We start from the raw sequence: 15399 nt of genomic DNA on the forward strand, positions 1-15399 counted from the left end.
CCGTCGAGGGATAGCCCCCGACCGAAGCGTGTCGTGCCGGCCGCGGGATGCTCAGCCTGTTCCCCCTGCCGCCGCCCCCTCGCGCGGCCTCTCCGGTCCGCACGCACCTCTTCCGGACGGGTCGGGGAGATGCAAGCGACCTTTGCCGAACCGGGCAGGCGGACGCGCCTGACGTTGCTGTCGGTTCACGCCGCCGCGACGAACTCCTGCAGGACCGCGAAGGCGCGCTCCGGCTCGCCGCCGAACAGGCCGTGGCCGCCATCCGAGAAACTTTCGAAGCGCACGCGGCCGGACGGCAGGGCAGCGACGAGCGCCTCACTGACGGCCTGCGGCACCAGCAGATCGTGCGCCCCGGCCATGACCGGCACGGGGCAGCGCACGCGCCCGAGCATGGGGCGGACATCCATGCGCCCCTGTTCGTTGCCGGGCCCGTTGAAGTGGAACGCGGTGTCGTCGCGCCTCGGCACACGCCGCATTCTGTCGGGATCGGCGGGGCTCCGGCGATAAAACGGGACGCAGACGCGTACATACTCCGCGCGCCTCTCGGCGGTCAGGGCCGTCCAGTCGGTCTCGGCGGCGCGAGCAACGTCGGGTCCGCCGATCTGTCCGAACCGCGCGACGATCGCCGGAAAATCGACCTTGGCGGCCGTGCTGACCGGCAACAGCTTGCCCGCGTGATCGGGGTGACGCGTCGCGTAGGCGAGCGATGGTACCGCCCACGACATCCCGAGCACGATCGGCCGCACGAGCCCGAGGGCGTCGCACAGGCCCCGTACGTCATCGCCCGATTGTGCGAGCGTTCAGTCGGCGCGGTCGCCGTCCTCGCTCCGGCCGTTGCCGCGCTGGTCGACGTCGATCACCTGCGCCATGTCGCAGAGGCGGGAGAACCGGCGCTTGAAGCCGCTGTGGTCGGAGCCCGGGCCGCCAAGGAGCAGGAGCAGCGCCGGCTTCTCGCGCACGCCGTCGCCATCGGGGACGAGCCCCGCCCCTTGGACGGCGACGAACAGGCGGACGCCGTTGACGGCGACGAACACCGCACCCTCCCGGGCGGAAGGCGGGGGAGGGCATCGCTCCCCCGGCCCGCGGTCAGGCCACCGCCTGCTGCCGCTGCACGCTGAGCAGCATGTTGGCGATCTGGCGCACCTGCAATTCGCTGTCCTGGAGCTCCTTCTTGCGGGCACCGCCATAGGCGAACTCGTCGTGGTCGATCCCCGGCACCGGCAGGCCGGCTTCCGCGAAGGACTGCTCGAGGCGCGCGAGCAGCTGCTCCCAGACGCCGAGGCGCGACCAGCGGATGAAGGTCTGCGCCGCCATCCACCACGGGCCGTACTGGGCCGGGACGGCGCGCCAGTTGGTGTCGTGCCAGTGGCGCCAGAGGATCGCGTCGATGGTCCGCTTGAGGTCGTGGGGCTGAGTCTTGCCACGAGGCCGGCACCCTTCGAGCAACGGCGAGAGCATAGCCCACTGTGCCTCCGTCAACATCAACATCCCCCACGCTCACGTTTCCACCTGGGATCATATTACCAAGGGTAACATGCTTCTTCAATCACCTCATCGCGCGACGGTTGAAGTTTGTGATCCAGGCTGACCGGGTGGAACGGCGCGGATCGTTTGTGTTCGAACATGAATCGAGCGAGTACATTCGGATCGCTACTTGAAAGATTAGGTATTTCGGTTCGCAAAAACTTGTTAGATTTTAAATCGTAAATGTAAGTAGAAACGGCCCTGCTCAGCGGCCTGGCGACGCGCCACACGTCCCAGCGTCAATGCCGACGGCAAAGAATATGATCGCGACACCCGCAGGAGGCTGCCGGACGGTTATTCCAATTCAAAAACAGAGGAAAACAGAGCGCGAAATACCGTTATCGAGGGTTGCATCACTCCCGCTGCGTCGCAACGTGCAGTGCCCGCTTCGACCATTAGGGCAACCAGGACCGGCGTCGCGGAAGCGAGCGAGGCCGTTGCCGAAATCCCACGGCGAACGGCGACGTGCCGCGCAAAAGAAAGGACGCCCCGCCGTCGGCGCCCGTCGCGTCGTCACGGGCCGGAGGCCCGCGCTCGCGCACCAAGAACCGGACGCAAGCCCTGATCGCTCGGCGGCGACGTCGAGAGCGAAGAGACGTAGCGATGTTTGAAGGAAGAGGGGGGAGGATGGTGGAGCTTAGCGGGATCGAACCGCTGACCTCCTGCATGCCATGCAGGCGCTCTCCCAGCTGAGCTAAAGCCCCATCATTCATCCGCAGCGCTGGGCACGCCGTGGGGTCGTCTCGCGATCGTCATCACGTCAGGGCAGGCCTGAGGTGATTTGGTGGAGCTTAGCGGGATCGAACCGCTGACCTCCTGCATGCCATGCAGGCGCTCTCCCAGCTGAGCTAAAGCCCCACGCTTCACAGGACGTTTGGGTCCGTCCAGGAACCGGCCCGCCGCCCTCAGGGAGGGCGCCGCCGCCGGTGAGCGGCTGTATATGAGGGTGCGGCGTTCGACACAAGCCCTCGGGGCGGGTCTTCGCGAAGTTTTCGTGACTGTCGCGAATTCCCCAACATCATCAGGGAGTTGCGGGCAACGACCGCGGATCCCGCGCCCGTCGCCCGACCCTCCCGCGACGATCAGGATTCCTCGTCGCTCTCGATGTCGCTGTCGATGAGGTCGGAGACGTCGTCGCCGCTCTCCTCGTCCTCCTCCAGGAAGGTGTCGTCGTCGCCGCCGGCATCGGAGACGTCGGCATCGTCGTCGACCGAGACGTCGTCGCCGCCCTCGGCAGCCTCGACCTCGTCGAGGGAGACCATCTCGGGGGCGCCGGCCTCCTCCTCGGTCTCCTCCTCGCGCGGGGCGCGGTTGGCGATGGCCGGGGCGGGGACGCGGCTGGAGGTGAGGGCGGCGACCTGATAGACGGTGCCGCATTTCGGGCACACGGCAGGATCCCTGCTCAGGTCGTAGAATTTGGCGCCGCAGCTCATGCACTGGCGCTTCAAGCCGAGTTCCGGTCTGGCCACGGTGGTCACGTTCCTGTCGATGTCGGTAAGAGTGGGTTCGGTTAGTCTCGCCCGCCAGCGCTGTCAAATAGCCGTGTGTCCGGCGGATGACGGGGCGGCGCCCGCGTGGTAACGACCCCGCCGTTTTCCCCGCGCGTCCCTCGCGATTCTCGAGAACCAGGCCCTCTGCCCGTGTCGCACGATTCCCCTCCGTCCCCGATCACCGCCCAGGCCGGGACGGCCCTCAAGGGCCGGCTGCGGCCGCCCGGCGACAAGTCGATCTCGCACCGCGCGATCATCCTCGGCCTGCTCAGCCTCGGCGAGACCCGGATCGAGGGCCTGCTGGAGGGCGACGACGTGCTGCGCACCGCCGCCGCCGCCAAGGCGCTCGGCGCAGGGATCGACCGCGACGGGGACGGGCGCTGGCGGGTGCGCGGCGTCGGCGTCGGCGGCCTGTCCGATCCGGCCGGCGTGCTCGATTTCGGCAATGCCGGCACCGGCTCGCGCCTGATGATGGGCGTGGTCGGCGGCCACCCGGTCACCGCGACCTTCGACGGCGACGCCTCGCTGCGCAAGCGGCCGATGCGCCGGATCCTCGACCCCCTGGTCGAGATGGGCGTGAGCGTGGTCGAGCAGGCCGAGGGCGGCCGGGTGCCACTCACCCTGCGCGGCCCCCGCGAGGCGGTGCCGATCACCTACGAGAGCCCGGTCGCCTCGGCACAGGTGAAGTCGGCGGTGCTGCTCGCCGGGCTCAACGCGCCCGGCGTCACCACGGTGGTGGAGGCCGCCGCGACCCGCGACCACACCGAGCGGATGCTGCGCCTGTTCGGCGCCACCGTGGAGGTCGAGGCGATCGGCCCCGGCGGGCACGGCCGGCGCATCGCGCTCACCGGCCAGCCGACCCTCACCGCCACCGACGTGGTGGTGCCGGCCGATCCGTCCTCGGCCGCCTTCGCCATGGTGGCCGGCCTGATCGTCCCGGGCTCCGAGGTGGTGATCGAGGGGGTGATGATGAACCCCCTGCGCACCGGCCTCATGACCACGCTGATCGAGATGGGCGGCGACATCGAGCGCCTCAACGAGCGCGAGGAGGGCGGCGAGACCGTGGCCGACCTGCGGGTGCGCCACAGCCGCCTGAAGGGCGTCGCGGTGCCGCCCGAGCGGGCACCGGCGATGATCGACGAGTACCCGGTGCTCGCCGTGGCGGCGGCCTGTGCGGAGGGCACCACCCGGATGCAGGGCCTGCACGAGCTGCGGGTCAAGGAATCCGACCGCCTCGCCGCGGTGGCGGCGGGCCTGAAGGCCAACGGCGTCTCCCACGTGGTCGAGAGCGACGACCTGATCGTCCACGGCGACGGCGGCGCGCCGCAGGGCGGCGGCACGGTCGAGACCCATCTCGACCACCGCATCGCCATGGCGTTTCTGGTGCTGGGCATGGTCGCCCGCGCGCCGGTGACGGTCGACGACGGCGCGATGATCGCCACCAGCTACCCGGCCTTCCTCGCCGACATGCGGGCGCTCGGCGCCGGGCTCGCCGCGTGAGGCGCGCGATGGTGATCGCGATCGACGGCCCGGCGGCCTCCGGCAAGGGCACGCTGGCCAAGCGCCTGGCGGAGCATTACCGCCTGCCGCACCTCGATACCGGGCTGCTCTACCGGGCGGTGGCGCTGACGCTCCTCGACGCCGACCGCGACCTCGCCGACGCCGATGCGGCGGCCGCGGCCGCCCGGGGCCTCGACGCGGCCTTCCTGTCCGATCCGCGCCTGCGCGGCAGCGCCATGGGCGAGGCCGCCTCGATCGTCTCGGCCCAAGGGGCGGTGCGCGCCGCGCTCCTCGACTGGCAGCGGCGCTTCGCGGGCGCGGCCGAGGGCGCGGTGCTGGACGGGCGCGACATCGGCACCGTGGTCTGCCCGGATGCCGCCGTGAAGCTGTTCGTCACCGCCTCGGCGGAAGAGCGCGCCCGGCGCCGCCACCGCGAGCTCGACGGACGCGGCGAGGCGGTGGCCTACGAGGCGGTCCTCTCCGACATCCTGCGCCGCGACGCCCGCGACGCCGACCGGGCGGCCGCCCCCTTGCGGGTGGCCGAGGACGCGGTGGTGATCGACACCACGGCGCTCGACGCCGACGCGGCCTTCCGGGCCGCCACCGGCGTGGTCGACGGGCGGGGCCGGGCCTAGGGGCTGAGCGCTCGGACGCGCCCATCCCACCTGCGACCTCATCCCGAGGTGTCGGTCCATCATCGATGGACCGGCCTCGAAGGCGACCTCCGGAAAGCACCGCGATCCCTGGAGCCCTCATCCCGGGGTCGGGGATGGGATGAAGCGTGACGACGGCATCAGCCGGTCGAGAATCCCGCCCGACACCACGCCGCCACGAATCCGTGGCATGCCTCTCCAACGACACCGCGCGCGATCCGCTGCGCCCGCCACTTCGGACCTCCGCCTCCCATGATCCGCCTCGACAAGATCGCCAAGCAGAACGGCAACCAGCTCCTCTTCATCGAGGCGTCCGCCGCGCTCCAGCGCGGCGAGAAGGTCGGGCTCGTCGGCCCCAACGGCGCCGGCAAGACGACGCTGTTTCGCATGATCACCGGCGAGGAGCAGCCCGACGAGGGCCAGGTCTCGTCCGATCGGGGCATCACCATCGGGTATTTCAGCCAGGATGTCGGCGAGATGGCCGGTCGCTCCGTCCTGTCCGAGGTGATGGACGGCGCAGGTCCCGTGAGCGCGATCGCCGCCGAGCTGCGCGAGATCGAGACCGCGCTCGCCGATCCCGACCGGGCCGACGAGATGGAGGCGCTGGTCGAGCGCTACGGCGAGGTGCAGGGCCGGTTCGAGGAGCTCGGCGGCTACGCGCTCGAGGGCCGGGCCCACGAGGTGCTGGCGGGCCTCAGCTTCTCGCCCGAGATGGTTGAGGGCGATGTCGGCGCCCTGTCGGGCGGCTGGAAGATGCGCGTCGCGCTCGCCCGCATCCTGCTCATGAACCCCGACGTGATGCTGCTCGACGAGCCGAGCAACCACCTCGACATCGAGAGCCTGATCTGGCTCGAGGACTTCCTGCGCGGCTTCGACGGCGCCCTGCTGATGACCTCGCACGACCGGGCCTTCATGAACCGGATCGTCGGCAAGATCATCGAGATCGATGCCGGTTCGCTCACCACCTATTCGGGCGACTACGCCTTCTACGAGCAGCAGCGGGCCCAGAACGAGGCGCAGCAGCAGGCGCAGTTCGAGCGCCAGCAGGCGATGCTGGCCAAGGAAATCAAGTTCATCGAGCGCTTCAAGGCGCGCGCCTCGCACGCCGCCCAGGTCCAGAGCCGGGTGAAGAAGCTCGACAAGATCGAGCGCGTCGAGCCGCCCCGGCGGCGCCAGAGCGTCGCCTTCGACTTTCCCGCCGCGCCCCGCTCCGGCGACGACGTGATCAGCCTGAAGGCGGTCTCCAAGAGCTACGGCAGCCGCACGATCTACGACGGGCTCGATTTCGGCATCCGCCGCAAGGAGCGCTGGTGCGTGATGGGCGTCAACGGCGCCGGCAAGTCGACGCTGCTCAAGCTCGCCACCGGGACCACGGAGCCGGATTCGGGCAGCGTGACCATCGGCGCCAGCGTCAAGCTCGGCTACTTCGCCCAGCATGCCATGGACACGCTGGTCGGCGAGCAGACGGTGTTCGAGTTCCTGGAAGAGGCGTTCCCGCAGGCGGGCCAGGGCTCGCTGCGCACGCTCGCCGGCTGCTTCGGCTTCTCGGGCGACGACGTCGAGAAGCGCTGCCGGGTGCTGTCGGGCGGCGAGAAGGCCCGTCTCGCCATGGCGAAGATGCTCTACGACCCGCCGAACTTCCTCGTCCTCGACGAGCCGACCAACCACCTCGACGTCGGCACCAAGGACATGCTGATCGCCGCGCTCGCCCAGTACGAGGGCACGATGCTGTTCGTCTCGCACGACCGGCACTTCCTCGCCGCCCTGTCGAACCGGGTGCTGGAGCTGACGCCCGAGGGCATCCACCTTTATGGCGGCGGATACTCGGAATACGTGGAAAAGACCGGGCAGGAGGCGCCGGGCCTGCGGCACTGAGGCGAAGGCGCGTTCGCTTCCCATCCGCTCCGTCGTTCCCGGGCCGCGTCGCGGAGCCCCGGGACGGCGGGAGAAAGGGCGCGGGTCAGGCGCGTCGAGGCCATCCGCAGGCGACGTCGCTTCCCAGCATCGGCGCCACCGCCTCCGCCGGCACCGGCCGGCTGATGAGGTAGCCCTGCACCTCGGTGCAGCCCGCCCCGCGCAGGTGGGCCAGCTGCTCCTCGGTCTCCACGCCCTCGGCGGTGGTGGTCATGCCCATGCTGTCGGCGAGCGTCGTCACCGCCCGCACGATGGCCAGCGCGTCGGGGCGCAGCGAGAGGTCGGCCACGAAGGCGCGGTCGATCTTGATCTTGTCGAACGGGAAGGCCCGCAGGTAGCCGAGCGACGAGTAGCCGGTGCCGAAATCGTCCATGGCGATGCGCACCCCGAGGCCCTTCAGCCGGTGCAGGATCGCCAGCGTCGAGGCGTTGTCCTGCAGGAGCACGCCCTCGGTGATCTCGAGCTCGAGCCGGTGCGGGTCGAGGCCGGCGTCGCGCAGGGCCGCGATCACGGTGGCGTCGATGTCGCCGCTGCGGAACTGGACCGGCGAGAGGTTGACCGAGACCCGGATTCCTGTCGGCCAGCGCGCCGCCTCGCGGCAGGCCTGGCGCAGGACCCACTCGCCGAGCGGCACGATCATGCCGGTCTCCTCGGCGATCGGCACGAAGGCGGCGGGGCTCACCACGCCGCGCACCGGATGGTGCCAGCGCACCAGCGCCTCGAATCCGGCGATCCGGTTGTCCGACAGGCCGAGGAAGGGCTGGAACGCCAGCGCAAATTGCCGTTCGGCGAGGGCCGTGCGCAGATCGAGCTCGACGCTGCGCCGGGCCTGGACCTCGACGTCCATGGCGGGCTCGAAGAAGCGGTGCGTGCCCCGCCCCTCGCCCTTGGCGCGGTAGAGCGCCATGTCGGCGGCTCGCAGCAACCCTTCCGGATCCTGTCCGTCCGCCGGCGCCAGGGCGATGCCGATGCTGAGCCCGACGCTGACCCGCGCGCCGTCGATGTCGTAGTCGCGCTCGACCGCCGCGATCAGCCGTCCGGCGAGGCGACCGGCCCGGAAGCGCGAGGCCGGCCGCAGGACGAGGGCGAACTCGTCGCCGCCGAGCCGCGCCAGGATCGCGGGCCCGTCGCCCGCCTCGTCCCGGACCTCGGCGGCGAGCCGCGCGGTGACGAGGCGCAGGAGCTTGTCGCCGACGGCGTGGCCGAGGGTGTCGTTCACCGTCTTGAAGCGGTCGAGGTCGAGGCACAGGACCGCCAGGCCCCTGCCCTCGGCGACCCCGCCGCCGGCCGCCAGCGCCTCCGCCAGGCCCTCGTGCAGCAGGGCGCGGTTGGGCAGGCCGGTCAGCGCGTCGTGGCGCGCCATGTGGACGATCTGCGCCTCGGCGCGCTTGGCCGCCGTCACGTCCTCGTGCACCGTCACGAAGCCGCCCTCCGGGGTCGGCGCGTAGGTCACGGCGATGACCCGGCCGTCGAGCAGGGTCTGGTCGAGGCGGTAGCGGGTGCGGGTCGCCAGCCGCTCTCGCACCTGCTCCCAGGCCTCCTCGGGCCGCAGGCCCGGGAAGTTGCCGGCCTCGGTGCGGCGGTGGATCAGCGCCTCGGCGGAAATGCCCGGATGCACCGTCTCGGGCGACAGGCCGTAGAGGTCGAGGAACTGCCGGTTGACGACGGTGATGCGGTGGTCGGCGTCGAACAGCACGAGCCCGTGCGACATGTGGGTCAGGGCATGGTCGAGCCAGCGGTTCTGCTCGGCGAGCCGCCGATCGGCCCGCGCCCGGTCGGTCGCGTCCTCGTGGATCACCATCGTGCCGCCGTCCGGCAGCGGGGTGATGGTGGTCTTCAGGAGTACGCCGTTCGGCAAGTGCCGCTCGCGCTGCAGCCGGACCCGCTGGGCGATGCGCTCGGAGACGAAGGCCCAGGCCTCGTCGGGACCGAGGCCCGGATAGTTGCCGGCGGCGGCGCTCGTGCGGATCATGCGCTCGAGCGGCGTGCCGAGGCGCAGCAGCTCCTCGGGCAGCCCGAACAGGTCGCGCAGCCGGCCGTTGACGAGGATCAGCCGCAGGTCCGGATCGAAGACGCTGATCCCGACCGGCAGGCCCTCCAGCACGGTCTCGCAGCGACGCACCCGGTCCTCCAGGCACGGCACCGTCCCGGCCTCCGCGGACGGGACCTCGGCGCAGATCCCGCGCCAGCCCGCGACGCTCCCGTCCGGATCGGTGACCGGCGCGCCGCCGAACCGGAACCAGCGGATCCGCCCGTCGGAGTGCCGATGCGGCAGGACCACGTCCCGGAACGGCCGCCGGCCGGACAGCACCGCCGAATGTCCCGATCCGTCCAACCCGTCGCCGTCGAGGCCCGGCCAGGGCCGCCCGAGCGGGTCGGGGAGGCCCGTCAGGGCCGCGTAGCGCCCGCGCACGGCCGTCAGCCGAAGCGCCGCATCGGTCTGCCACGACCAGTCCGCGGCGATGATGTCGAGGTCTTCAGGCAGCATGCAGCGGTCTTCTTCGCATGGCCGTGGATCTCACGAATTTGCTGCGATTTCCTTTCCCACTTCGTCCAGACGACAACCGGAGCGCGCATTCTTTTCACGTTCCCCGCGGCTTGGCCCGGCGGGTCGGGGGGGCGGTGGTCGGGTCCTCGGGCCAGGGGTGGCGGGGATACTGGCCGCGCATGTCGGCCCGCACCGCCGCCCAGGAGCCGCGCCAGAAGCCCGGCAGGTCGCGGGTGATCTGGATCGGGCGCTGGGCCGGCGAGAGCAGGTGGAGGACGAGCGGCACCCGACCGCCGCCGATCGTCGGGTGCCGGGCGAGGCCGAACAGCTCCTGCACCCGCACGGCCAGCGCCGGGCCGCCCTCGGCGGCGTAGTCGACCGGGATGCGCGAGCCGGTCGGCACTTCGAGATGGGTCGGCGCCTCGGCGTCGAGGCGCGCGCGCAGCGACCATGGCACGAGGTCGTGCAGGGCCTCCGACAGGCGGTCGGCGCCGATCTCGTCGAGGCGGGTGAGGCCGGAGAGGTGCGGCCCGAGCCAGTCCGGCAGGGTCTCGGCGAGATGGGCGTCCGAGAGGTCGGGCCAGGGCTCGCCCTCGGCGCTTCGGAGAAACATCACCCGCTCGCGCCATTGCTGGGCCGCCTTCGACCAGGGCAGGGCGGCGACGCCGAGGCCGGCGAGGCCGCAAGCGAGGATCGCGGTGCTGTCGGCGTCCGTCGGGACGGGCAGGATGCGCTCGGCGAGCGAGACCGCGCCGAGGCGCCGCTGCGCCCGGGCCCTGAGGGCGCGGGACTCGGGGTCGAACTCGACCCGGGTGCGGGCCTCGATCCGGTCGGAGAACAGCGCCTCGATGTCGGGGAGCGCGATCGGCGCGGCGGCCAGGATGCGGGCGGAGGACGCCTTCCCGACGATCTCGGCCACCGCCAGGAACGGCTCGCGGGCGAGCGCAGTGGCGGGGTCGAGGGCGGCGCCGCGGCCGTTCGCCAGGACGTACTCGCCGGCCTTGCCCCGGGCCCGGGCGATCCGGTCGGGATAGGCCAGCGCCAGGAGGGTGCCGGCCTCGGGCCGGCCGGCGGCACCGGGCGGGGCGGCATGCGCCGACGCGATCCTCGCCCAGCCGGCGGCGAGGCGGCGCATGTCCTCGGCCCGGGCCGAGCGGTCGCGGCGGAAGCGCTCGGCCCGCTCGGCGAGATCGACGGAATTGCCGCCGAGGTCGCGCTCGACCAGCACCGCCGCGAGGTCGGCGGCGTCCCGCGCAGCCTCCCGCCCGCGCGCGGCAGCGCTCACCACCATCCGGGCGAGGCGCGGCGGCAGGGGGAGGGCGCGAAGCGCCCGGCCGGCCGGGGTCAGGCGGCCGTCGCCATCGAGGGCATCGAGGCCGGACAGCAGCGCCCGGGCCTCGGCCAGCGCCGGGGCCGGCGGCGGATCGAGGAAGGGGAGCGTCGTCGGGTCGGACACGCCCCAGGCGGCACAGTCGAGGACTAGCCCGGCGAGGTCGGCGGCCAGGATCTCAGGCCGGGTGAACGGGTCGAGCGCCCCGGTGGCGGCCTCCGGCCACAGGCGGTAGCACACGCCGGCTTGCGTGCGCCCGGCGCGGCCCCGGCGCTGGTCGACCGAGGCACGCGAGGCGCGCTGGGTGACGAGCCGGGTGAGCCCGAGATCCGGCTCGTAGACCGGCACCCGGGCGAGGCCCGAATCGACCACCACCCGCACCCCCTCGATGGTGAGCGAGGTCTCGGCGATCGAGGTGCCGAGCACGACCTTGCGGCGCCCGGCCGGGCTCGGGTGCACCGCCCGGTCCTGCTCGGCCCGGTCGAGGGCGCCGTAGAGCGGGGCGAGGTCGACTTCGGGGAAATCCGAGAGGCGCTCCGCCAGGCGCTCGGCGGTGCGGCGGATCTCGGCCTGGCCCGGCAGGAAGGCGAGGACCGAGCCGGGCTCTGCCCGCAGCGCCCGCATCACCGCGTCGGTCACCGCATCCTCGATGCGCTCGCGCGGATCGCGGTCGAGGTGGCGGGTCTCGACCGGGAAGGCCCGCCCCTCTGACACGATCACCGGGGCCCCGCCCATCAGGGCGGCGACCCGGGCGCCGTCGATCGTCGCCGACATCGCCAGCAAGCGCAGGTCCTCGCGCAACGCGCCTTGCGCGTCGAGCGCCAGGGCCAGGCCGAGATCGGCGTCGAGCGAGCGCTCGTGGAACTCGTCGAACAGCACCGCGGCGATGCCGTCGAGCTCGGGATCGTCCATGATCATCCGGGCGAAGACGCCCTCGGTCACCACCTCGATCCGGGTGCGGGCCGAGACCTTGGAGCCGAGGCGGACCCGGAGGCCCACCGTCTCGCCGACCGGCTCGCCCAGGGTCGCGGCCATCCGCTCGGCCGCCGCCCGGGCGGCGAGGCGGCGGGGTTCCAGGAGGATGATGCGCCGGTCGCCGCGCCAGGGCGCCTCCAGCAGGGCGAGGGGCACCCGGGTGGTCTTGCCGGCGCCGGGGGGGGCCACCAGCACGGCGTTGGGGCGGTCGCCCGACGGTTCGGCGAGGGCCGCCGCGAGGTCGCCGAGGACGGCATCGATCGGCAGGGAGGGGACGGAGCGCATGCAGGCCGGGATGGCGGAGCCGGTCCGGCCGCGCAAGCCCGCAAGCCCGCGAGCCTGAAAGCCGGACGGGGTCGGGCCCGCCGCCGCGCTGACCCAGTGTCGCGCCGGGCGAAACGTTGCGAAAGTTTTTCTTAACGATTTCCGCTGCCGTGGAGGAACCGGTCGCGCGGCAGATGATTGACGCACGGGTTGGCCGAGGGGCCACCGGCTGGAGTTGCACCGCGATGAAGTCCCTGTCCCTGGCCCTGGCGGCGAGCGTTGTTCTGGGCGGTCTCGCCCTCACCCCGGCCTCGGCCGCCGTGACCGCCCCGGCCCCGGCCGTGGCCGGCGCGGAATCGACCGTCGAGCACGTCGCCATGCGGCGTCACTACCACTACCATCACATGAAGCGTCACGACCGCCACATGCGCCGTCACATGCGCCGCAACCACATGCGCGCCGGCGACCCGAACGCCCGCAACCCGTCGCGCCCGGGCTACCAGCAGCAGCTCGGCAACACAACGGGCGGCCCGCGCTACTGAGCCTCGAACCCGTGAGTTGAACGAGCGCGTGTACCCTCCGCCGAACGGTCGGGGGCACGCGCTTCGTGACGTCGGACCGCCCCTGCGGATCATCGGGAGAGGGATCCGTCCCCGGGGCTTGCGCACGCGGCCCGGCCGGGCGAGGGGAGCCTGACCGGCATCCTTCGCATCCGAGAGCCCGCCCCGTGACCGCCTGTCCGTTTCCCCGCGAGGCCGCCCGATGAGCCTCGCTTCCGTCAAGGCCGACCTCGCCGCCCGCGCGCCCGATCTCACCGTGCTGGAGACCGAGGCGAGTTCCGCCACCGTGGCGCTGGCGGCCGCCGCCCACGGCGTCGAGCCGGCCCGCATCGCCAAGACCCTGTCGCTGCGCCTCGGCGAGCGGGTGGTGCTGCTGGTGGCACGCGGCGACGCCCGCCTGGACAACCGCAAGGCCAAGGCCGCCTTCGGGGTCAAGCCCAGGATGCTGGGAGCCGAGGAGGTCGAGGCGATCACCGGCCATCCCGTCGGCGGCGTCTGCCCGTTCGGCCTCGCCACGCCGCTGCCGGTCTATTGCGACGTCAGCCTGAAGGCCTTCGAGGAGGTCGTGCCGGCGGCCGGCTCCCCCCACAGTGCCGTGCGGATCACGCCCGAGCGGATGGCGGCGCTGACCGGCGCGGAGTGGATCGACGTCTGCCAGCCGCCGGCCGGCGAGGGCGACGCCGATCCGGCGCCCTGACCCCGCGCGAGCACCAATTTCAGGCGAAAACACCCGGCAGCTGTGGATCGGGCGGCATCGACAAGCGGGGCGTCCGTGACCTAGCTGTCACGGAGCCTTCAAGCGGCCGGGCCACAAGGCCCCTCCGTCGCGTCATCAGCCGTCCGAGACCCGCCCTTGATCTTCGTCCATCAGCCGAATGCCTGCGCCAGCACCGGGCAGCCGCTTCTCGAACGGCGCCTGCTCGAGATGTCGGAGCCGATCCCGCCGGACGCGCTCTGGATCGACCTGATCGAGCCGACCCGCCAGGAGGACCACAAGGTCGAGGCGTTCCTCGGCATCTCGATCCCGACCCGGGAGGAGATGCAGGACATCGAGCCCTCGGAACTCCTCTACGTCGAGAACGGCGCCCGCTACATGACCGGGCGGCTCCTGTGCCGGGTCGATACCGACGACGCGCGGCTCACCGGCGTCACCTTCATCCTGCGCGACAACAAGCTCGCCACGGTGCGCTACGACGATCCGCAGGCGTTCCGGATGTTCGTCCACCGCGCCGCGCGGCCGGCGGGCGTGATGCTGACCGGCGAGGCGATCCTGGCCGGCCTGATCGAGACCGTGATCGACCGGGCCGCCGACGTGCTCCAGCTCCAGGGCGAGCGGATCGACCGGCTGTCGCGCCAGATCTTCGCCGAGCACACCGACCCGAGCGCCCGCAACGCCGAATTGCAGGACACCCTGCGGGCGCTCGGCCGCCACAACGAGCTGCTGTCGCAGCAGCGCGAGAGCCTGGTCTCGGTCGAGCGCATCCTGCTCTCGCTCTCGGCGAGCTACCGGGCCAGCAAGGCGCCGCGCGAGATCCGCGAGGAGGTCCGCTCCACCCTGCGCGATCTCCAGTCGCTCGAGGAGCATGCGAGCTTCCTGTCCGGCAAGATCCAGTTCCTGCTCGACGCGACGCTCGGCCTCGTCAACCTCGAGCAGAACAACATCATCAAGCTGTTCTCGGTCATGGCGGTGGTGTTCATGCCGCCGACCCTGATCGCCTCGATGTACGGCATGAACTTCAAGGTGATGCCGGAGCTCGACTGGGGCTTCGGCTACCCGATGGCGGTGGTGATGATGGTGGTGGCGGCGATCCTGCCCTACGCCTTCTTCCGCTGGAAGCGCTGGCTGTAGGGGGCGAGGAGATGTGCGGCCGGTTCTTCGTCACCTCCTCGCCCGAGACCTTCCGGGAGGCCTACGGCTACGACGACCGGCCGAACTTCCCGGCCCGCCACAACGTGGCGCCGACCCAGCCGGTCGCCGTGGTGACGTCCGAGCACGGCCGGCGGCGCTTCGTGCTGATGCGCTGGGGCTTCCTGCCGGCCTGGGTCAAGGACCCGGACGACTTCCCGCTGGTCATCAACGCCCGGATCGAGACCGCGGCCGAGAAACCGAGCTTTCGCAACGCCCTGCGCTATCGGCGCTGCGTCTTCCTCGCCGACGGCTTCTACGAGTGGCGCCGCGGCGGCCCGCGCGGGCAGGCGCCCTACGCGATCCGCCGCGCCGACGGCCGGCCGATGGCGCTCGCCGGCCTGTGGGAGACCTGGAGCAGCCGCGACGGCTCGGAGATCGACACCGCGGCGATCGTCACCTGCGGCGCCAACGGGCTGCTCGCCGCCATCCACGAGCGCATGCCGGCGATCCTCTCGCCCGAGGCCGTGGATCAGTGGCTCGACATGCGGGACGTCGATGCCGGACGGGCGAGCGCGCTGTGCCGGCCGGCGCCGGAGGCGTGGCTGTCGCTCGCCCCGGCGAGCCGGCAGGTCAACGACGTGCGCCACGACGCGGCGGACCTGCTGCGCCCGGACGAGGACGCGCCGGCGCCCCCGCCGCCGGAGCGACCGAGCGAGGCGCAGGGATCCCTGTTCTGAGGGGCCGATGGTCCCGAGGGGCGAGCCCGCTCCCGTGACCCCGTTCCGCCACCCGGCGGGTCGTTCGGGGCCGGGAGCACGGAGCCCCGACGCAGAGGGCGCGAGCGAGCAGGGC

At 72.1% G+C, this 15399-nt stretch carries 13 protein-coding genes and 2 tRNA genes; 7 read left to right on the forward strand and 8 right to left on the reverse strand.

Annotated elements, in window-relative coordinates; genetic code table 11:
- Positions 1-185: 185 nt before the first annotated feature.
- The 6 genes from HPY23_RS31395 to HPY23_RS31420 form a co-directional block, all read right to left on the reverse strand.
- Positions 186-746 carry an alpha/beta fold hydrolase gene (locus HPY23_RS31395; protein ID WP_091883851.1) on the reverse strand — a complete coding sequence of 187 codons (561 nt, stop codon included), beginning with the start codon at positions 744-746 and terminating at the stop codon, positions 186-188.
- Between the two features lie 54 nt (positions 747-800).
- A complete protein-coding gene (locus HPY23_RS31400; protein WP_091883849.1) occupies positions 801-1034 on the reverse strand; it encodes a hypothetical protein in 234 nt (77 codons plus the stop codon).
- Positions 1035-1086: 52 nt separating this feature from the next.
- Entirely contained in the window at positions 1087-1488 is a 402-nt protein-coding gene (locus tag HPY23_RS34195) for a transposase (protein ID WP_082742585.1), read from the reverse strand.
- 664 nt (positions 1489-2152) lie between these two features.
- Positions 2153-2228 (reverse strand) — tRNA-Ala (locus tag HPY23_RS31410).
- Between the two features lie 78 nt (positions 2229-2306).
- Positions 2307-2382 (reverse strand) — tRNA-Ala (locus HPY23_RS31415).
- A gap of 224 nt (positions 2383-2606) precedes the next feature.
- Entirely contained in the window at positions 2607-2993 is a 387-nt protein-coding gene (locus HPY23_RS31420; protein ID WP_060849478.1) for a TIGR02300 family protein, read from the reverse strand.
- 171 nt (positions 2994-3164) lie between these two features.
- Between HPY23_RS31420 and aroA the strand changes: the two genes are divergently transcribed.
- The 3 genes from aroA to HPY23_RS31435 all read left to right on the forward strand — a co-directional run bounded on the left by aroA (position 3165) and on the right by HPY23_RS31435 (position 7042).
- On the forward strand, positions 3165-4514 hold the full coding sequence (gene aroA, locus HPY23_RS31425; RefSeq protein ID WP_091883846.1) for a 3-phosphoshikimate 1-carboxyvinyltransferase: 1350 nt from the start codon (positions 3165-3167) through the stop codon (positions 4512-4514).
- 8 nt (positions 4515-4522) lie between these two features.
- Entirely contained in the window at positions 4523-5149 is a 627-nt protein-coding gene (gene cmk / locus HPY23_RS31430; RefSeq protein WP_091883844.1) for a (d)CMP kinase, read from the forward strand.
- Positions 5150-5419: 270 nt separating this feature from the next.
- On the forward strand, positions 5420-7042 hold the full coding sequence (locus HPY23_RS31435; protein WP_060847948.1) for an ABC-F family ATP-binding cassette domain-containing protein: 1623 nt from the start codon (positions 5420-5422) through the stop codon (positions 7040-7042).
- An 85-nt stretch (positions 7043-7127) separates the two neighbouring features.
- Here HPY23_RS31435 and HPY23_RS31440 read toward each other — a convergent pair whose 3' ends face one another.
- A complete protein-coding gene (locus tag HPY23_RS31440; RefSeq protein ID WP_091883841.1) occupies positions 7128-9569 on the reverse strand; it encodes a sensor domain-containing protein in 2442 nt (813 codons plus the stop codon).
- 94 nt (positions 9570-9663) lie between these two features.
- Entirely contained in the window at positions 9664-12159 is a 2496-nt protein-coding gene (gene hrpB / locus HPY23_RS31445) for an ATP-dependent helicase HrpB (protein ID WP_091884228.1), read from the reverse strand.
- Positions 12160-12383: 224 nt separating this feature from the next.
- Between hrpB and HPY23_RS31450 the strand changes: the two genes are divergently transcribed.
- From HPY23_RS31450 to HPY23_RS31465, 4 genes are all read left to right on the forward strand, one after another.
- Entirely contained in the window at positions 12384-12680 is a 297-nt protein-coding gene (locus HPY23_RS31450; protein ID WP_091883838.1) for a hypothetical protein, read from the forward strand.
- A gap of 220 nt (positions 12681-12900) precedes the next feature.
- Positions 12901-13395 carry a YbaK/EbsC family protein gene (locus tag HPY23_RS31455; protein WP_091747664.1) on the forward strand — a complete coding sequence of 165 codons (495 nt, stop codon included), beginning with the start codon at positions 12901-12903 and terminating at the stop codon, positions 13393-13395.
- Positions 13396-13551: 156 nt separating this feature from the next.
- Positions 13552-14547 (forward strand): magnesium transporter CorA family protein, encoded by a 996-nt coding sequence (locus tag HPY23_RS31460; protein ID WP_060847944.1) that lies wholly within the window; start codon positions 13552-13554, stop codon positions 14545-14547.
- Between the two features lie 11 nt (positions 14548-14558).
- Positions 14559-15284 (forward strand): SOS response-associated peptidase, encoded by a 726-nt coding sequence (locus HPY23_RS31465; protein ID WP_060847943.1) that lies wholly within the window; start codon positions 14559-14561, stop codon positions 15282-15284.
- Positions 15285-15399 lie beyond the last annotated feature (115 nt).

Source organism: Methylobacterium ajmalii (assembly GCF_016613415.1).
In the GTDB taxonomy this organism is placed as follows: Bacteria; Pseudomonadota; Alphaproteobacteria; order Rhizobiales; family Beijerinckiaceae; genus Methylobacterium; species Methylobacterium ajmalii.